This window comes from Mucilaginibacter sp., from assembly GCF_041088075.1.
In the GTDB taxonomy this organism is placed as follows: Bacteria; Bacteroidota; Bacteroidia; order Sphingobacteriales; family Sphingobacteriaceae; genus Mucilaginibacter_A.
The window spans coordinates 26,838-46,285 of record NZ_JBGCVY010000046.1 but is presented as its reverse complement, the minus strand read 5'-3'; the positions used below and the strand labels follow the sequence as shown (position 1 = coordinate 46,285).

19 protein-coding genes are annotated in these 19,448 nt (G+C 40.9%); 3 read left to right on the top strand and 16 right to left on the bottom strand.

The features are described 5' to 3' along the window. Window positions 1-27: 27 nt before the first annotated feature. Window positions 28-1,299, bottom strand: coding sequence for a sigma 54-interacting transcriptional regulator (locus V5804_RS11265; protein WP_369591485.1), 1,272 nt, complete (start codon window positions 1,297-1,299; stop codon window positions 28-30). Between the two features lie 7 nt (window positions 1,300-1,306). Beyond that, complete coding sequence (gene miaB, locus V5804_RS11260; protein WP_369591484.1) at window positions 1,307-2,722, bottom strand: tRNA (N6-isopentenyl adenosine(37)-C2)-methylthiotransferase MiaB; 1,416 nt, start codon at window positions 2,720-2,722, stop codon at window positions 1,307-1,309. Between the two features lie 56 nt (window positions 2,723-2,778). Between miaB and V5804_RS11255 the strand changes: the two genes are divergently transcribed. Then, the gene (locus V5804_RS11255) at window positions 2,779-4,755 is read left to right on the top strand and encodes a hypothetical protein (protein WP_369591483.1); all 1,977 of its coding nucleotides are present in this window, start codon (window positions 2,779-2,781) and stop codon (window positions 4,753-4,755) included. A gap of 481 nt (window positions 4,756-5,236) precedes the next feature. On the opposite strand, the gene V5804_RS11250 is transcribed toward V5804_RS11255, so the two are convergent. Further along, on the bottom strand, window positions 5,237-6,304 hold the full coding sequence (locus tag V5804_RS11250) for a branched-chain amino acid aminotransferase (protein ID WP_369591482.1): 1,068 nt from the start codon (window positions 6,302-6,304) through the stop codon (window positions 5,237-5,239). 390 nt (window positions 6,305-6,694) lie between these two features. Between V5804_RS11250 and V5804_RS11245 the strand changes: the two genes are divergently transcribed. Continuing rightward, complete coding sequence (locus V5804_RS11245; RefSeq protein ID WP_369591481.1) at window positions 6,695-9,076, top strand: ABC transporter permease; 2,382 nt, start codon at window positions 6,695-6,697, stop codon at window positions 9,074-9,076. Between the two features lie 84 nt (window positions 9,077-9,160). Continuing rightward, window positions 9,161-9,634, top strand: a complete 474-nt coding sequence (locus V5804_RS11240; RefSeq protein WP_369591480.1) for a universal stress protein — start codon at window positions 9,161-9,163, stop codon at window positions 9,632-9,634. A 386-nt stretch (window positions 9,635-10,020) separates the two neighbouring features. On the opposite strand, the gene V5804_RS11235 is transcribed toward V5804_RS11240, so the two are convergent. From V5804_RS11235 to V5804_RS11175, 13 genes are all read right to left on the bottom strand, one after another. Continuing rightward, a complete protein-coding gene (locus tag V5804_RS11235; protein ID WP_369591479.1) occupies window positions 10,021-11,775 on the bottom strand; it encodes an ABC transporter ATP-binding protein in 1,755 nt (584 codons plus the stop codon). Between the two features lie 75 nt (window positions 11,776-11,850). Next, on the bottom strand, window positions 11,851-12,414 hold the full coding sequence (frr, locus tag V5804_RS11230; protein WP_369591478.1) for a ribosome recycling factor: 564 nt from the start codon (window positions 12,412-12,414) through the stop codon (window positions 11,851-11,853). Window positions 12,415-12,491: 77 nt separating this feature from the next. Next, window positions 12,492-13,196, bottom strand: a complete 705-nt coding sequence (gene pyrH, locus V5804_RS11225) for a UMP kinase (protein ID WP_369591477.1) — start codon at window positions 13,194-13,196, stop codon at window positions 12,492-12,494. A 10-nt stretch (window positions 13,197-13,206) separates the two neighbouring features. Next, window positions 13,207-14,337: an N-acetylglucosamine-6-phosphate deacetylase gene (gene nagA, locus V5804_RS11220; RefSeq protein WP_369591476.1), complete on the bottom strand. Its 1,131-nt coding sequence runs from the start codon at window positions 14,335-14,337 to the stop codon at window positions 13,207-13,209. A gap of 62 nt (window positions 14,338-14,399) precedes the next feature. Further along, window positions 14,400-15,251, bottom strand: a complete 852-nt coding sequence (gene tsf, locus V5804_RS11215) for a translation elongation factor Ts (RefSeq protein WP_369591475.1) — start codon at window positions 15,249-15,251, stop codon at window positions 14,400-14,402. Between the two features lie 158 nt (window positions 15,252-15,409). Continuing rightward, window positions 15,410-16,273, bottom strand: coding sequence for a 30S ribosomal protein S2 (rpsB, locus tag V5804_RS11210; RefSeq protein WP_369591474.1), 864 nt, complete (start codon window positions 16,271-16,273; stop codon window positions 15,410-15,412). Between the two features lie 21 nt (window positions 16,274-16,294). After that, entirely contained in the window at window positions 16,295-16,681 is a 387-nt protein-coding gene (gene rpsI, locus V5804_RS11205) for a 30S ribosomal protein S9 (protein ID WP_369591473.1), read from the bottom strand. A gap of 18 nt (window positions 16,682-16,699) precedes the next feature. Beyond that, entirely contained in the window at window positions 16,700-17,143 is a 444-nt protein-coding gene (gene rplM / locus V5804_RS11200) for a 50S ribosomal protein L13 (RefSeq protein WP_369591472.1), read from the bottom strand. Between the two features lie 324 nt (window positions 17,144-17,467). Beyond that, on the bottom strand, window positions 17,468-17,776 hold the full coding sequence (locus V5804_RS11195) for a hypothetical protein (protein WP_369591471.1): 309 nt from the start codon (window positions 17,774-17,776) through the stop codon (window positions 17,468-17,470). Between the two features lie 144 nt (window positions 17,777-17,920). Continuing rightward, the gene (locus tag V5804_RS11190) at window positions 17,921-18,211 is read right to left on the bottom strand and encodes a hypothetical protein (RefSeq protein ID WP_369591470.1); all 291 of its coding nucleotides are present in this window, start codon (window positions 18,209-18,211) and stop codon (window positions 17,921-17,923) included. After that, complete coding sequence (locus V5804_RS11185; protein WP_369591469.1) at window positions 18,208-18,492, bottom strand: DUF4160 domain-containing protein; 285 nt, start codon at window positions 18,490-18,492, stop codon at window positions 18,208-18,210. Before V5804_RS11185 ends, V5804_RS11190 begins: the two co-directional genes overlap by 4 nt. Window positions 18,493-18,596: 104 nt before the next feature. Then, the gene (locus V5804_RS11180) at window positions 18,597-18,995 is read right to left on the bottom strand and encodes a type II toxin-antitoxin system HigA family antitoxin (RefSeq protein ID WP_369591468.1); all 399 of its coding nucleotides are present in this window, start codon (window positions 18,993-18,995) and stop codon (window positions 18,597-18,599) included. 36 nt (window positions 18,996-19,031) lie between these two features. Beyond that, a complete protein-coding gene (locus V5804_RS11175) occupies window positions 19,032-19,325 on the bottom strand; it encodes a type II toxin-antitoxin system HigB family toxin (RefSeq protein WP_369591467.1) in 294 nt (97 codons plus the stop codon). Between the last annotated feature and the right edge of the window lie 123 nt (window positions 19,326-19,448).

The window sequence follows — 19,448 nt, the reverse complement described above, 5'->3', positions numbered from 1 at the left end:
CATTGCCTTATCGGCTTTTAATGGTTTTTATAAATTAAGTTCTTTGATTTTTCGGTACAAAGTGCGCTCGGAAATGCCCAATTCCTGCGCGGCAAATTTGCGTTTGCCTTTGTGTTTTTTCAACGCTTTTTTGATCAGGTCCGATTCTTTTTCCAGCAGCGAAAGCGATTCTTCCACTTCTTCGGCTTCGTGCGTAATGTTCAGTTCTTTGTTGTTGTTGTTTTGAACGATGGGCTGTTGAATGGTTAAAGTGGGTTCCTGCTGATGGTTTTGGTGAAGCTGGTTTGGGTTTTGGTGATGGTCGTTTTCCAGTTCCACATCGCGGTACAACTGGTTTAAAACCTGTGGGTTGGCCGAATAACTGGAAGCCACGCCGCCATGTTCAATGATATCTACCACTAATTTTTTCAAATCCGTCATGTCGCGCTTCATGTCAAAAAGCACTTTGTATAAAATATCGCGCTCCGAAAAATCGTCTTTTTTCTGTTGATTGATGCGCATCGGCAAATTGCTGCCGTTTTCCTGCGGGATATATTGCAGCAGGCTTTGCGCTGTAATGGTATGGTCGCGCTCCAAAACGGCCAATTGCTCGGCAATATTTTTTAACTGGCGCACGTTTCCCGGCCAACTGTAATTGATCAGCATTTGCTGCGCTTCTTCGTTCATTTGGATGGGCGGCGAACGGTATTTCGCTGTAAAATCAGCCGTAAATTTTCGGAACAACAAATAAATATCTTCTTTCCGGTCGCGCAACGGTGGAATCCGCAGCGGCACCGTATTCAACCGGTAATACAAATCTTCCCGAAACTTTCCTGATTTTACCGCTTCATAAACATCAACATTGGTTGCCGCGATGACACGCACGTTGGTTTTTTCGACTTTGGAAGAACCAACTTTAATGTACTGCCCGGATTCTAAAACCCGAAGCAAACGCGCCTGCGTTCCTAAAGGCATTTCGGCAATTTCATCCAAAAAAATAGTGCCGCCGTTTACCGTTTCAAAATAACCTTTCCGCTCGCCGATGGCACCGGTGTAAGCGCCTTTTTCGTGCCCAAATAGTTCAGAATCAATGGTTCCTTCAGGGATGGCGCCGCAGTTTACCGCGATAAAAGGGCCATGTTTCCGCGGACTCATCTGGTGGATGATGTGCGAGAAAACTTCTTTTCCGCTGCCGCTTTCGCCGGTTATTAAAACCGAAATATCGGTTGGCGCAACCTGGTTTGCAATATAAATGGCGCGGTTAAGCAAAGGAGAATTGCCGATAATGCCGAACCGCTGTTTTATTTCCTGTATCTCCATACTGTTTTTACCCTACAATTTTACCGATCAAGGTAGCCGTTGTACATTTTTCGATCAAAACGTTTACATAATCGCCTGGTTTAAAACGGTCATCCGCCGGAAAAACCACGGTTGCATTTTTATCGCTTCTCCCGCTGTAATCCAATGCTGATTTTTTGGAACGCTTCTCGATCAAAACCTGCTGCACCTGGCCAATTTGTTCTAACAAACGAAGGTGGGAATGTGCTTGCTGTTTGTCAACTATTTCTCGCAAACGGTGGCCTTTTACGTCTTCCGGAATATCATCCGTATATCTTTTGGCGGCTAATGTTCCCGGCCGTTCAGAATACATAAACATGTAAGCAAAATCGTACTGCACGTAATCCATCATGCTCAGTGTTTCCTGATGTTCTTCTTCGGTTTCAGAACAAAAACCAGTAATCACATCGGTAGAAATAGCACAACCTGGGAGAATGCGGCGAATGGCATCAATCCGGTTCATGTACCAGGGGCGGTCGTAAGTACGGTTCATCAGTTCCAAAATCCGGCTGTTGCCCGATTGAACCGGCAGATGGATGTATTTGCAGATGTTATCGTACTTTTTCATTGTGAACAACACTTCATCAGTAATATCTTTTGGGTGCGAAGTAGAAAAACGAACGCGCAGTTTTGGGTTGATCAACGCCACAAACTCCAGCAAACCGGCAAAATTCAGGGTGATGCCATCTTCATTCGTCCATTTGTACGAATCCACATTTTGGCCCAACAACGTAACTTCTTTATAACCGGCGTTAAATAAATCCGCACATTCTTTGACGATAGAAAAAGCATCGCGACTACGTTCGCGGCCGCGGGTAAACGGAACCACACAAAAAGAGCACATGTTATCACAGCCGCGCATAATCGAAACAAAAGCGTTGATGCCATTACTGTTCAACCGAACCGGACTGATATCGGCATAAGTCTCCTCACGGGAAAGCAACACGTTTACGGCTTTTTGTCCGCTGTCCACCTGTTCAATTAAATTTGGCAAATCACGGTAAGCATCCGGGCCAACCACAACGTCAACCAATTTTTCTTCTTCCAGAAATTTAGCTTTTAAACGTTCGGCCATACAACCCAAAACGCCCACTACCATTCCAGGGTTCCGTTGTTTGGAAACCTTGAATTCTTTCAGCCGGTTTCGCACGCGTTGCTCTGCATTTTCGCGGATGGAACAGGTATTGATAAAAACCACGTCCGCTTCTTTAAAATCCAAAGTGGTTTCAAAACCCTGATCGGCCAAAATAGAAGCCACAATTTCGCTGTCAGAAAAATTCATGGCGCAACCGTAACTTTCGATGTACAACTTGCGCCCGTTATTTTTCAGCACTGGTTTATCCAGCACCAACGCTTCGCCCTGCCGGCTTTCATCGTGTTTACTGGTTGGAAGATCCAAATTCATGAGTTAAAAAATTGAGAAGGCAAAAGTAAGAAAATCCTGATTAACTAAATGACAGTTTGGCAGCATTTACAGAACAAGCAGATGTAATTTTTCGGGCTGGTTTAAATGCGGCAATCAATTTACCAACGCCCATTTTTAAAAACTATTTCTATATCTTGTACAGATTTGTGCTGTTTAAGCGTATAAGCAAGCAGCAGAAAGATAATTACGGGATGACGTTTAAAAATTTGATCGGTAACAAGTGGTTTAAAAGAATTGGCTGGCCCTTGCTGGCTTTGCTGTTTTTGATGCTGCTGATCGGGCTGATCCTAAATATTTATTTTTCCCCGGTCCTTTCAACCCGATTAAAAAGTACCGTTTTTAAGCTGAGCAACGGTTTGTACCAAATTGATTTTGCCAACAGCAGTTTGCATGTGCTTCCCGGTTTTATCGTGATTGACCACCTCACGCTAAAACCTGACCTTGCTGTTTTTAACCGGCTAAAAGAAGCAGGCACCGCGCCAAATAATTTATATACTTTATCGGTTGATAAGATTGTATTGAAACATGTCCATCCGTACGATTTGTATTTTAAAAATCAATTGGTTATCAATGCCATCGAACTAAAAAACCCTTCGCTTAAAATTATTTACCGCCAATTGCGCAACCACGATTTGCCCGACAGTGGTAAAAAAACGTTCTATCAGCGCATTTCCGGTTCGTTAAAAAGCGTTCATATCGGGCAGTTGTTGTTTACGAATATTGATTTGCTGTACCAGGAAGAGCTGAACAACCAGACCAAAATTACCCGTTTAAAAGATGTTGACGTTACCGGAACCGATTTGCTGATAGATTCTTCCAGTCAAAATGATAAAACGAGGTTTAATTTTTTTAAAGATATTACGGCCGTATTCCACAATTATCGTGGCTTTACGGCAAATGGTTTGTACCAGTACCGCGCCAATTCGGTTACGTTTTCGAGCGCCAAGGCCAGCGTTAAAATTGCCGATGCTGTTTTTATGCCTATAAAAACAGCATCGGCAAATGAAGCTTTGGCAAGAAGGAGTTTTAATTTGATAACGGATTCGGTAGTGATCAACCGTTTTGATTACCACAACTTTATCAGTTACCGTAAATTTATTGCTGCGGATATTAACGTTTACGGAAACAAAGCCGAAGTTTTTTTCAACGGAACTTTGCCCAGAAAGCCTACCAATTTTTCGAAAAGCGGTTTGTATGCGCTGCTCAAAAACGTGCATCAAACAATGAATATCAAAACTGTGCGAATTTATAATTTGGATGTGGTTTATACAGAAATCAACGCTAAAACCAAGTTGCGCGGAGCCATCAGTTTTGGAAAATTAAGCGGCACAATCAGCAATATTGTTACCGGCGAAGACACAATCGGGCAAACCAACCGGAAGCTAACGGCAAACTTTTCCACCTATTTAATGGGTTACGGCAAGCTGGATTTGCGGCTGCAGTTTGATCCGGCCGATACTTCCAATACATTATATTACCAGGGAAATTTAAAATCAATGAATTTGGTGAATTTGAATCCGGCCACCAAACCGCTTGGCCTGATCCAATTTACAAACGGCATTGTAACCTCATTAAATTTCGATATGCAGGCCAACGCCAAAAAAGCGACGGGCAAGGTTACTTTTTTGTATCGCGATTTGAATGTGATGCTGCTGCGGAAAGATGAAAAAAATGCACTTAAAAAGATGCCTTTCGTTTCTATTTTGGCCAATGCTTTTCTGCTGATCCGCGACAATCCACGTTTTAACGATTCTGTCCGCGTGGCCAATGTGGTTTACCAACGGCCAGAAAACAGTTCTTATTTGGGTTTGCTTTGGCGTTCGGTTTATGTCGGCATCAAAGAATCCATTGGTTTATCGGCAGAAATCGAACAAAACCTGCGGCAAAAAGCAGCCGACTACAAACAGAACAAGCAGGAACGGATAGCGCAAAAAGCCGAGCGCCAGGAGAAAAGAAAAATGCGCCGGTTAAAGCGCATTGAAAAAAGGGCGTTAAAAGAAGCACGCCGATAAAGGTTTTTCTGTCATGCCGAACTTGTTTCGGCATCCCTCAGGATCAATGCTTCTTTTATCGGCATAAAATCAATGTCCTGAGAGATTCTGAAACGAGTTCAGAATGAATAAGAAGCTGTTTAAAAACGACTTTGAATATATTTTTTAATTGCCGTTGGCTTTAGCCAACGGAACAATGGCAGGCATTAAAGGGCTTTAGCCAAAAAATGGTTATCTTGATTCGGCTAAAGCCTGCTTTCTAATTTCTGCAACCGTCCCGTCAACGGGACGGCAATGAATTTCTTCCATAATATATTCTTTAAATCAAATTTAAACAGTTTCTAAGTGTTGCCACTAAAATTAAATTATTGTCATCCTAAACTTGTTTCGGCATCCCTCAGGATCAATGCTTCTTTTATCGGCATAAAATCAATGTCCTGAGAGATTCTGAAACAAGTTCAGAATGACTAATTATTTGCAAGCCTTTATTGCAATGCTTCTTTTATACGATATAATTCCAGTCGTTCAAGTCTTCAGTTCGCCCGTATTTCAGGTCATCCAAAGCGCGGCGCAGTTTAGGTGCAAATTCGCCTTTTGCAGGATCTGGCAACGAAAAAATTTCTCCGTTAAAACCAATTTCAACAATAGAAGTAATGGTTGCGGCCGTGCCAACGCCAAAAGCTTCGGTCAGTTTTCCGTTTTTAATGCCTTCCAAAACTTCGGTTACGGCAACGCGGCGTTCTTCCACCGGTACGTTCCAGCTTCGGGCAATTTCTAAAATACTGTCTCGCGTTACGCCTTTTAAAATCGTGTCGCGGGTTGATGGCGTTACGATTTTGCCGTCTATCACAAAAACGATGTTTGCCGCGCCCAGTTCTTCCACATAAGCATGTTCGCGCGAATCCGTCCAGATCAACTGGTCAAAACCTTCTTCCGATGCTTTTTTCATTGGCAACATCGAGCCTGCATAATTTCCTGCTGCTTTGGCAAACCCAAACCCGCCATCGCAGGCACGGGAATATTCAGTCTCGACTTTAACTTTTAAATTTTTAGAGAAAAAAGGGCCAACCGGACAAGTGAGCACACAAAACCGGTAAGTGGAGGAAGGGTGAACGCCCAAAGCCGCTTCGGTAGCAAACATAAACGGACGGATGTACAATGCGTGGTTTTCTTTATTCGGGATAAACTGGCGGTCAACTTCTACCAGTGCGGCAATGCTTTGTATAAACAAATCTTCGGGCAGTTGCGGCATGCACAAACGCTCGGCAGATTTGTTAAAACGTTCGGCATTTTTATTAGGGCGGAAAATAGAAACGCGGCCATCGGCCAGTTTATACGCTTTTAACCCTTCAAAAAACGTTTGTCCGTAATGTAAAGCAGAAATTGCCGGGCTCATGCTCATATCGCCGTAAGGCAAAATTTGGAAGTTTTGCCACTGGCCATCGGCATAATCGGCCACCAGCATGTGGTCGCTAAAATGCCGGCCGAAAACTAAATTTTCAAAATCAATTGCGGACAAACGCGAAGTTGCCGCTTTGTTGATTTGTATATCAAGCGTATCTGAAACCATGATGCTAAAAATTGAATTGTTATTGCTCGCAATTTACAATTTTTTGTTTGTTTTTTGTGGAGTGGGGAGCGAAGTTAAAGGAGCGTTTTTTCAATGCTTCTTTTATACACTAAAAAATTGGTTTGCTAAATTGCAATTGTAATGAAAACGGACGGCAGTGTTCGTAATCGGACATACGCAATCATGATGGAAAGTTGATAATAAGCTATTTAAGCAGTTGGCGCAATATCTGTTTCAAGTAAAGCTAAAATTAAAAGAATTTAAAGCAGATTGTAAAAAAGGTAATGCTTCTTTTATCACCCTAAATTTAGGGTGATAAAAGAAGCATTCAAAATAGGTTGAAAGATTTTTCCTGTTCCAAATAATAATTTGTGTGGTTTAAAAAATAATATGATGAATGCAATAGATTTCAAAATTGCGGTCCGGTCTTTTTTAAAAGGCAAATGGTATAACTTTTTAAACATTGCCGGACTGGCGCTTGGCCTGGCAGGTTTCATTTTTGTAACTCTTTACGTTGATAACGAAACCAGTTATGATCAGTGGAACAAAAATATAAATCGTATTTTTTTGGTGGAGAGGGAAATGCCAACCGGCCCGTCTCCTTACACGCCTAGCAAATTAGCGGCAACAATTAAAAGCCAATGCCCGGAAGTTGAAGAAACAGGAAGGACGAACACCGCTTTATTTCAGATTCCGTTTTATACTTCTTCAGGAAAGTTTTTAATCAAAAAATGGGTTGGCGCTGATTATTCCATTGCCAAAATACTCGGCATCAAACCAAAAGGCTTCAATTTAAACCCGAAAAGCACTACGCCAACCATGCTGCTTTCAAAAGCAACAGCAAACGTACTCTTTCCTGCCGGCACTTCTGTTCAAAACAAGACGGTGAATATGATGTCAAAATCAGGAATGCCAATGACGGTTGCAGGAGTGGCCGAGGATGCGCCGGGCAATACCACTTTGCAATTTGATTGCCTTGGTTTTGCCGGAGATATTACTTCCGGGAAAGATCAAAGTTATGCCAATCAAATTTATCAAACGTATTTGCTGGTAAGGCCGCACACTGATATTAACCTGCTTTCCAAAAAGATTGACAAAATTTATAAAGAAGCAGCATTGGCAGACACCAGCCAAGTTGCCAAAGAAGCATTAAGCCGAGCCGGAGCAGCTATTTATTTGGACCCATTAGAAAACCTACATTTAAAACCACATTATGCCTCGCATGTAAACGACCAAATTGTAAAAGGCTTGATCGTTCTGGCTTTGATCATATTAATTATAACCGGCGTTAATTTTACAAACCTTTATATTTCTCAGGCTTACAAACGATCAAAAGAAATTGGGATCAAGAAAGTTAACGGTATCATCAAAAGGCAGATAACGCTTCAGTTTTTGTTGGAAATATATATTCAATGCCTGATTGCTTTAATTGTTGCTGTTGGCATCGTAATCATTGCTTTGCCTTATTTCAATCAATTGCTACAAGTTAAACTATTGGTTTCTGGCATCAACTTCCACATCATTGTGCAATTGTTCCTTGCATTAATTTCGATTACGCTGATTGCAGGAATTTACCCGGCTTTAGTGATGGCCGGTTTTAAACCAGCCGAAGTTTTAAGGGGAAATCAGTTTTTTAACGGAGGAAAATTTTCCTGGCTGCAAAATTCGATAACCGTGTTTCAGTTCACTTTTGCTATTGTCTTCACCATAATTCTAATCGTTATCAACCAACAGGTTACTTACATGAAAACCGAAAATCCTGGTTTTACGGCCAAACAGGTTTTATATATTGATAACCTCGCACTGTTTAACAATCCTAAGAAATTTGAACCTGTTAGAAACCGGATCAAAGCTATACCCGGCGTGAAAAATGTTACCGTTGCTTCTCATGTTCCGGGCGGTATCATTCCGGCTTCTTATGACTATACTTTTCAAAGTAAAGCGTTTGCAATAAATACAATTGGTGTTGATTACGAATATTTTGAAACCTTAAATATTGGATTGAAAGAAGGAAGGGTTTTCTCATCGTCTTTTCCGGCAGATTCTGCAAATGCGGTTATTAATGAGGCTGCAGCAAAAGCAATGGAATTAAATGATCCTGTTGGTAAAACCATAAACGGACGTGGCAGCAGCTACAAAATAATGGGGATCATTAAAGATGTAAAAGCTAATGGATTTGAAGAAAATATTAAGCCAACAATCTATTTACTTAACTATCATTTTTGGATGCCTAAAACACAAATTATGATCAGTGCCGAAAGTAATGCCATACCAACCATCCTAAAAACGTTAAACCACCAATGGAAAGATATTGACAAACTTGACGGCGAGAATTTCAACTATCATTTTTTGGATGAGTTGTATGGCCAGCTTTTTATCAAGCAGGAGCAATTGCAAACAGTGCTGACCTGCTTTTCCATATTGGCCATATTTATTGCTTCGTTAGGCCTTTTTTCTTCGGCAGCATACTCAATTCATCTACGCACAAAAGAAGTTGCCATCAGAAAAGTGGTAGGCGCAAAGGCAGAACAATTGATGGTAACATTAAGTAAACCGTTTTTTTATCGGGTTTTAATTGCTAACGTTATTGCCTGGCCTATTGCAATAGCAATTGCAAACCAGTGGTTAGCAACCTTTGCTTATCGCGTTACGCTTTCCATTAATCCTTTTGTAATTGCTTTGGCGGTTTCAGTTTGTATCGTTGTGTTTACGGTTTGTTTGCAAACAATCAAAGCAGTTAAAATCAATCCTGCCGATAAGCTGAAAACATAAATGATAAACTGTTTTTTCAATGCTTCTTTTATACACTAAAAATTCGCCTAAAAATCTTATCTATGTATCACAAATGCACAGCTCATGGAATTTAGAAAGATATTAATTGGGATTGATGACAGCCGGCAATCAGAAAAAGCAGCCGTTTACGGGTTTGCTTTGGCCAAAGCATTGGGCGCCGAAGTTGGTTTGGTAGAAGTGGTAGAACCGATCATGATTGCGCCGGTAAATTCGGGCCTTGTTGGCAGCGATATGAATATGTTAAACACTACGTTTCCACCAATGGAAATCCTGGATGCGCAAGAAGAATCGGCCAAAACGGTAATGCACCGGTTTGTGGCGATGTATGGCGAAGAATTTCAAATCACAAAATTTTTGGAAAACGGCGACGCGGCAACTATTCTGATTGATACGGCCATCAAATTTAATGCGGATTTGATCGTAGTTGGCTCTCACGGCCGCAGCGGTTTTAACCGTTTGCTTTCCGGCAGCGTTGCTGAGGATGTTTCGCGCCATTCGGAAATCCCGGTGCTGGTTGTTCCTTTGAAGGAGAAATGATTTGAGTTGAGAAGTCGGAAAGTTGGGAAGACCGAAAGTCCAGAAGACCGAAAGTTTGAAAGCACTTTGTCATCTCGATCTAAAGAGAAAAATCTTCTTCCAAAGGTTATTATGCAATGCTTCTTTTATCGGCTAAAAATTGGTGAGCAACATTGAAATAAGATTTCTCCCTTCGGTCGAAATGACAGAATTCAATGCTTCTTTTATCGGCTAAAAATCGGTGATAAAAGCAGCAGTTGGGAAGACCGAAAGCGTTTTGTCATTTAGCACCGCAGGTAGAAATCTTCTTGCTAAATTCAATGCTTCTTTTATCGGCTAAAAATTGGTAGCGATACTGAAATAGGATTTCTCCCTGCGGTCGAAATGACAGCAGCAGGATAAAAAACCTAAACTTCCGCTTCCGTTCTTTCGCCGATTTGCTGGCGCCACATGGCGTAGTACAATCCTTTTAAATCCAGCAGTTCGGTGTGTTTGCCGGATTCGATGATGCGGCCTTTTTCCAGCACATAAATCCGGTCGGCATGCAAAATAGTAGACAAACGGTGTGCAATCAAAATCGTAATATGGTTTTGCTGATCCGAAACATCGCGGATCGTTTTTGAGATTTCTTCTTCCGTGATCGAATCCAGCGAAGAAGTGGCTTCATCAAAAACCAGTAAATCCGGTTTCCGCAATAGCGCTCTGGCAATAGATAAACGCTGTTTTTCTCCGCCCGAAACTTTTACGCCGCCTTCGCCAATCACCGTATTCAAGCCATGTTCTGCACGTGCCAACAGATTGTAACAGGCTGCTTTTTGCAATACATCCATACATTCCTGGTCGGTTGCGTTGGGCTGGACGAAAAGCAGGTTTTCGCGGATCGTACCCGAAAAAAGCTGCGTGTCCTGTGTTACAAAGCCTATTTTTTCGCGAAGCTGATCTAAGTCAATTGAGGAGCTGCTGATGTTGTTGTACAATACTTTCCCGCTTAAAGGCTGGTACAAACCAACCAGCATCTTTACCAGCGTTGTTTTCCCGGAGCCGGAAGGGCCAACAAAAGCAATGGTTTCTCCTTTTTCCACACTGAAATTAATATCGGTAATGGCATTGCGGTTGCCGGTTAAATGCCGAAAACTCACCTGTTCGAAAGTTAAGGTATTGATTTTTGGCAGATGGACAGGATTGGTCGGCTTCACATCAATATCAGTACTCAAAATCTGCTTAAAATTGTTTAACGAAACTTCCGCTTCGCGCCAGGAAAGGATCACGTTGCCCAATTCTTGAAGCGGGTTGAATAGGAAAAACGAATAGAACAAAAAAGTAAAATATTGACCGGCAGAGATGGTTTTTTGGAAAATCAGAAGTAATAAAACGATCAGCATGGTACTACGGACGAAGTTTACCGTTGTGCCTTGCGCAAAGCTCATGCTGCGCACATATTTTACTTTTTTTAGTTCGAGGTCGAGGATTTGGTACGTGGTTTTGTTCAAACGTTTGATCTCCTGTCCGGCCAAACCCAAACTTTTAATCAGTTCGATGTTTCGTAAAGATTCTGTAGTTGAACCCGCAAGTGTGGTCGTTTGGCTGACAATTTTCTTTTGAATGGTTTTTATTTTCCGGCTTAAAAACATGCTGACAAAAGTGATGACCGGGATAGCGGCAAAGTAAATGAGCGTTACTTTATAACTTACATTTAAGGAATAAACGATGATAAAGATCATCCCGATCAAACTCACAAATAAAACACTGATAAAAGAAGTAATAAATTTTTCGATGTCAATCCGTACTTTTTGCAAAATGCCCAGCGTTTCGCCGCTGCGCTGGTCTTCAAAAACCTGGTAAGGCAATTTCAGCGAATGTTCCAAACCATCGGCATACATCCGTGCGCCCACTTTTTGGGTGATGATGTTGGTATAATAATCCTGAAAATTTTTCGCAATCCGCGAAATCATGGCTGCACCAACCGCTAACCCGACCAATGTTAACACGCCGTACAGATAATCGTGGTAGTTTAAAGCACCGGCTTTGTTGATATAACGGTCAACAATACGGCCGGTAATATATGGATCGAGCAGGGAAAAACCCTGGTTAATGGCAGCCAGCAACAAGGCAAGGATAACGTAGCCTCGGTAATTTTTTAAATAATCAATCAGGATCTTCATAGATTGTATAAAAATACAAAGAGGGAATAAGCCTTAATCTATTCCCTCTTTTAAATTGGATTTGTATGACAGTTGTTAAACCGTCATAATGTCTTTTTCTTTCACTTCGGCCAACTGGTCAACTTTGATAATGTAACTGTCGGTCAGTTTTTGCACTTCGCCTTCGCCTACTTTAATGTCATCTTCGGATACGCCTTCTGTTTTCAATTTCTTGATCTTTTCGTTGGCATCTTTGCGCAGGTTGCGGATGGTAATTTTGCCGCCTTCTGCTTCGGCTTTTACCCGTTTTACCAAATCGCGGCGGCGTTCTTCGGTTAAAGGCGGAACGTTAATGCGGATAATTTGTCCGTCGTTTTGCGGGTTTAAGCTGAGGTTAGATTCGATGATGGCTTTTTCAATCGGCCCTAACATGGATTTTTCCCAAGGCTGGATTACCAAAGTACGTGCATCCGGAGAATTAACCGTACCAACCTGACTTAAAGGCGTAGCCGTTCCGTAATAATCCACATAAACGCCGTCCAACATCGCTGGCGAAGCTTTGCCGGCCCTAACCTTCGTTAGTTCGCTATCTAAAAACTCAATAGCTTTGTCCATGTGAGTTTTGGTATCTTTTAACTGTTTCTTAATGAGTTCGCTCATTGTTTAATTTAGTTTTTGCAAAAATAAAAATCCTGTTCCGAAATAGGAATGCCGATGCTGTTTTTATACCCCTAAAATTAGTGTACCAAAGTCCCGATCGCTTCGCCTTCGGCAATTTTTCGGAAGTTGCCTGCTTTGTTCATATCAAAAACAATGATGGGCAGCTTGTTTTCCTGGCACAACGTAATTGCCGTCATGTCCATCACGTTTAAACCTTTATCGTAAACTTCCTGAAAAGAAATTTCATCGTAACGAACCGCATTTGGGTCTTTTTCCGGATCGGCAGAATAAATACCGTCAACACGGGTTCCTTTTAAAACCACATCTGCTTTAATTTCAATCGCTCTTAAAGAAGCAGCCGTATCCGTTGTAAAATAAGGGTTTCCGGTTCCGGCACCAAAAATAACCACGCGGCCAGTTTCCAGATGCGTCATCGCGCGGCGGCGGATGTAAGGTTCGCAAATCTGTTCCATTTTGATGGCCGATTGTAAACGGGTTTCAATCCCAATCCCTTCCAGCGCACTTTGCAGCGCCATACAATTGATCACGGTGGCCAACATGCCCATATAATCAGCTTGTGCGCGTTCCATGCCCGATTTTTCGGCGCTTAATCCACGGAAAATATTTCCTCCGCCCACCACAACCGCTATTTCAATGCCCGAATGAAACACACTTTTTATATCCTCTGCATACTGTAAAACACGTTTGTTATCAATGCCGTACTGGCGGTCGCCCATCAAGGATTCGCCGCTTAGTTTCAAAAGGATTCTTTTGTATTTCATAAATAATCAATTAGGGTTTAGGTTGAGGATTTGCTAAAATTTGCCCGTTAAAAACAGTATGCACGTGTTCGAGATCAGCATTAAATATGATGAAATCCGCACGGCAGCCTTTTTTAACCTGGCCTTTTGTTTCGTCATTTAACAGTTTTGCCGGATAAAGCGAAGCCATATTTACCGCTTCAGCCAAAGCAATATCGGCATATTTAACACAGTTTTGTACGCCTTTTAACATCGTTAATGCCGAACCGGAAAGCGTTCCATCCGGCATCACGTAATGGTTCTGGTTGAATTGATGCTGATAAATGCCTTCATTCGTTTCGGTAACGGCATCGGTGATGAGGAAAAGTTTTTCGCCCAGTTCCCTTTTGGCCAAACGGATCATCGGGAAATCAACATGAATCCCATCAGGAACAATACTGGTGTAAGGTTTTTGCTCAAAAATAGCGGGGATAAACCCAGGTTCGCGGTGGTGCATTTGTGGCATGGCATTGTATAAATGCGTAACTGCTTTTACGGGAGATTTTAAAAAACAGTTTGCCTGGCTAAAAGAAGCATTGCTGTGCCCAGCCGAAAGGATGATGTTTTGCTGCGCGAGAAAATCCAACACGTCGTCGTCCTGCAATTCCGGCGCAATCGTCATCATTTTTATTTCACCTTCGGCGAGTTCAAACCAATGTTTTAATTCGGTTACCGATGCTTTTCGGATCAGTTCTTCCGGGTGCGCGCCTTTTCGTTTTGGGTTGAGGAACGGCCCTTCCAAATGCAAACCCAAAAAATTGCCGATGCTGTTTTTACGGTATGTTTTTGCGGCTGCAATTCCCTGTTCCACAATTGCGGTTGTGTTGGTGGCGATGGTTGCGAAAAAACCGGTTGTGCCTTGCTGCAGCAAATCGGTTTCCATTTGGTGTAAAGCAGCCGTGCTTGGGTTTCCACCGAACAACTTTCCGCCGCTGCCATAAATTTGCAAGTCAATTAAACCGGGGGCAAGGTAAGCGCCTTGAAGATCAATACTGTTTTTATCGGCATAAAATTGGTCTTGGCCGATCACATCCAGAACAAAACCATTTTCAACCAAAACTACTTTGCCTTCGGAAATTGTTCCGTTAGTTACCAGTTTCAAGTTATAAAAAGCGGAGATCATTTTTTAACCGATAAAAAAAGCACAAAAAAAATCCCCGCTGGCTGGCGGGGATTTGAAATATTTTACGAGCCTAAAGCAACTCTTTTAAAAGCAGTTACCGTTAGCCCTTTATCCACAGTGTTTAAAAACTGCGAAACAGTTTTGGAAGAATCTTTTACAAACTCCTGGTTTAACAAAGTGGAGTCTTTGTAAAACTTGTTTAGTTTTCCTTGAGAGATTTTCTCTACCATTTCTTCCGGTTTTCCTTCGGCACGAATTTGCTCTTTTGCAATTTCCAACTCGCGTTGAATCGTTGAAGCATCCACATCACCTTTATCAATCGCAACTGGGTTCATGGCTGCAATTTGCATGGCCACGTCTTTTCCGGCTTCATCAACACCTTCGGCAACATGGTTTAAAGCAACCAAAACGCCCAGACGGTAATTTCCGTGGATATAAGGTACCACGCGCGCACCTTCCAAAACTTCGTATTTTGAAATGCTGATGCGCTCGCCAATTTTACCGGTTTGGTCTAAAATGGCATCGGCGATGGTTAAACGGTCGTTGTCCACGTCAACGCCTAAAGCAGTTAATTCGTCAATGCTGGTTGGCCTTTCATCTACTGCACGGTTGGCAATATCATTTGCAAAAGCGATAAAAGCAGCATTTTTGGCCACGAAATCGGTTTCGCAATTTACTTCGATCAAAACGCCACGTGTGTTATCGTTATTGGTACGTGCGATAATCACACCTTCGTTTGATTCGCGGTCCTGACGGCTTGCAGCAACTTTAGCACCTTTTTTTCTTAAAAAATCGATCGCTGCTTCAAAATCACCATTGGTTTCAGTCAGTGCTTTTTTACAATCCATCATACCGGCACCGGTTTGCTGGCGTAATTTGTTTACATCTGACGCAGAAATTTGTACTGTTGACATTTTCTTTATAGTTGTCTGTTGCCGGTTTCCTGTTGCCAGGCTAAGCGCAACAAATTGGTTAATATTAATAATGGATTGCAAATTAAAAGTACTTGTTAGCCGACTTATAATTTACAATCCACCATTGTTTATTTGATCATTTCCTTTTCAAGGATAAATTAAGCAGCCCCGTGTCCTTCTGTTGCGGTTGTATCCACAGCAGTTGCAGGTGCTTCGGTTTCGGCAGCATTTCTTCTACGACGAGTTCCTTCAGCAACTGCAGCATCTGGCTGAGGCTGATCGGCTTTTGCTTTTGCGGCAGCAGCTTCTTTTTCAGCTTCGTCTTCTTTATCGCGTTTGCGCTCTTCCAAACCTTCTTCAATCGCTTTGGTCATGATGCCGCAGATTAAAGCAATAGATTTAGTTGCATCATCGTTTGCCGGGATCGGAAAATCAATGTTTGAAGGATCAGAGTTGGTATCTACCATCGCAAACGTTGGGATGCTTAGTTTTAAAGCCTCAGAAACAGCAATATGCTCTTTCTTTACATCCACCAAAAATAAAGCAGCCGGCAAACGGTTCAAATCAGCAATACCACCCAAAAGTGATTCTAATTTGATACGCTCACGCTGAATCATCAACCTTTCTTTTTTTGAAAGGATGCTGTACGTGCCGTCTTTCGTCATCTTATCAATGTTAGACATCTTTTTGATTGACTTACGTACGGTTGCAAAGTTGGTTAACATACCGCCCAGCCAACGCTCGGTAACGAAAGGCATGTTTACAGATTTTGCAAAATCGGCTACTAAATCTTTTCCTTGCTTTTTGGTAGCAACGAATAATACTTTACGGCCTGATTTTACGATTTGTTTGATGGCAGCCGCAGCTTCATCAACCTTGCTTAATGTTTTATTTAAATCAATAATGTGGATACCGTTGCGCTCCATAAAAATATATTGCGCCATTTTCGGGTCCCATTTGCGGGTAAGGTGACCAAAGTGTACACCTGAATCCAGTAATTCCTGATATGTTGTTCTTGCCATGGTTTGTTTCCTCCTAAAAAATTAACGTTTACTGAATTGGAATTTACGGCGTGCTTTTTTACGGCCCGGTTTTTTACGCTCCACCATACGAGGGTCGCGCGTCATCAAACCTTTTGCGCTTAAAGCAGCTTTCTTTTCGCCATCTAATTCAACAATTGCTTTGGCAATGGCCAAACGTACGGCACCGGCCTGTCCGTTTACGCCACCGCCTGCTACGTTAACTTTCACGTCAAACTTTCCGGCCGAACCAGAAACTTCTAACGATTGGGTAACAATGTACTGCAACGGTAATGTTGGGAAATACTCCTTGTAATCTTTGCCATTAACGGTAATGGCACCGTTGCCTTCCTGCAAATAAATGCGGGCAACTGCAGTTTTTCTTCTGCCGGATGTGTTGGTAACTGACATTTTTTTCTCCTTTAAAAATTAAAGTGTAATGGCTTTAGGGGTTTGTGCTTCGTGCGGATGCTCGGCGCCTGCATAAACATGCAGGTTGCCAAATAAGGCTTTGCCCAAACGTGTTTTAGGTAACATCCCGCGCACGGCTTTTTCTACCACGCGTGTTGGATGTTTTGCCATTAACTCCTTAGGAGAAATGAATTTCTGGCCGCCCGGGTAACCGGTGTAAGAAACATATTCTTTTTCGCTGAATTTGTTTCCGGTCAGTTTTACCTTGTCTGCATTGATAACAATAACGTTATCACCGCAGTCTACGTTTGGGGTGAATCCTGGCTTGTGTTTTCCCCTGATGATCATCGCGATCTTAGAAGACAAGCGCCCCAAAATCTCGCCTTGCGCATCAACAACAACCCACTCTTTGCTGACGGTTTTTTTATTGGCAGAGACAGTTTTGTAACTTAACGTATTCACTTGCTTTGTATTAAATTAATTAAACTTTTACTTTTCCCCGTAATTTTCGGGACTGCAAAGATACTGGAAAATGTTTTATTACAAAGCGTTGGAAGAGAATTTTTAGGTGATAAAAGAAGTATTCAAACTTATTTAAATTTAGTTCATAAAAATTGCAGTGCTTCTTTTATGCCTATAATTTTGGCACTTAATTGTTACATTGATATGGAAGTAAAATCAACCGCTTGTTTTAGGGCGATAAAAGAAGCATAGGAGATATTAAGCTTTCGAGCTGTGAAACAAGATTTGGAACCGTTAAACAAATTGAAGTTTAAAAACCTTATGTTAATACTTTTGCATTGTACTTTTATCTTTTCGCAAAGTTAAAGACCTCTGATTATCTTCAAAAAGCAAATCCGGATCTAACAGCCATTGTTCCATCCGCTCAACCATCTGTTGTAACTGAATTGTATCTAACTGGCTGATAGCTGTTTTTGAACGATTAAGATGGTGATACCAAACATCTTGAAAAAGCCAATCCAAAACTATCCTATTAAAGCAATGATTATATCGGACGGGTTTTGTAAATGATGCCGGCAGTATTTCGTTTAATAGTTGTTTGTATCGGTTGACAGGAGAAATATCATCTTTCATATATCAAAACCTATATTTTATCTCTGTAAAGACATAAGAGCCTGTTTAGATTCAGATTAGAAAAAATACAATACTTCTTTTATCACCTAAAAACTGGTATGGGCATCCATTTAAATAAAATTTAAAACCAAAAGCAAACAGTTTTTAGGCGATAAAAGAAGTATGCGTTTCTGAAGTTGCGGGAGATTGTTTAAGCCGGATTTGTAAACCGATCAGCTCTTTTAAAGAATAAATTTCATCCATTTCCACAAATGATAAATATTCGTCATCAATAATTTGGAAATCTTCTTTTTCTTCATTTGAAAGTACAGTAATCTCCGGAAAGTCGTCCAAAGGAATTGAAATGAAACGTTTATTGGAAAGTTCAAGAATTATTGTGTTCTCATCCTTAAAACTAACGTTTGTTATGCCAAGTGCCTGTTCTGTAAGATTCATTTTTTAATTATTTTTATTTGTTGGTGGTTGTAAAATAACGCTAATTGTTTAAGTAACAGGTTCTGATGTTCAACAATCAAGTTCTTAATTTCTAACAACTCTTTCGTTGTAAAACCACCTTTTTTATTTTCATCTAATTTGATATCCGGTTCTAACCAAAACTTACACGATCTGATCGGCCCTTTGTAATTATAAGCCACATGGATATGTTTCCGGGACTCGTAAATATCAGTAGCATAAATTAAAAAGATGTACCTGGATAAAATTAATAATTTGCCCAATTTGGTTTGATAACGCTTACCAAATCTAAGCAATCAACAACAGAAAATGAAATTGATTAAACAGCAATGCTTCTTTTATCGGCATAAAATTGGTAACCAGTTAGTTAAGCTGCACGCTGTCCGGGTTTTATTAATTTATATTCTTTTATCAATGCTTCAGCCGGGATATGCAACAACTCGCTAAATTTACGAATCATCGTAATTGAAAGTGCTTGTTTATAATTCAAAACTTTACTTACAGTTCCTTTATCTCCGTATTCTTTTGCCAAGTCGGCAGATTTATAGCCAAAATCTTCCATCCTGATTTTAATCATTTCTACAGGATCTACTTCTGGTAAATCCCATTGTTCTTTTTCATATTCAGAAATAAGGTGCACTAACAAAAGTTTTTCTTTGTGGTCATCAGAACCTTTAGGAGCACGTTTAATTTCTTCATATCTGGCAGTTGCTATTTTGTAATCCTGCTCAGATTCTATTAAAAACCATTGTGGCTTAGTATTCATCTTATTTTATCTCCTTAACATAGGACGCAAATATGATTAGATCGTTTCAGCATCAATCTCATCATATTCGTCATGAGTTCCTATAAATCTTATTTCTACTGTTTCATCGAGATAATCTACCTCGACAATTAAGCGATATTTATTTCCAACTATCTTAAACCTTGCCCGATCACCTTTAATGATTTTAGCTGTAGGGAAACTTTGTAGAATATCTATACTTTGTTTCCAAATAGCTTTTTCTGTTATCGTTCTCCAAACGGCTAAGCTTTTACCTGAATCAGCGTGTTTACGAGAGAAATCTTGTACTCGTTTTAAATAAATAATTCTCATGAAGTGAAATGCTTGTTTTAAATTTTTTGATCTTTTTCATTTTGAGAATGTTTTTTGTAAAGATACAAATAGTTGGCAAAAACCCAACTATTTGTAAGATAAAATATATCAGAGCTTTTGTAG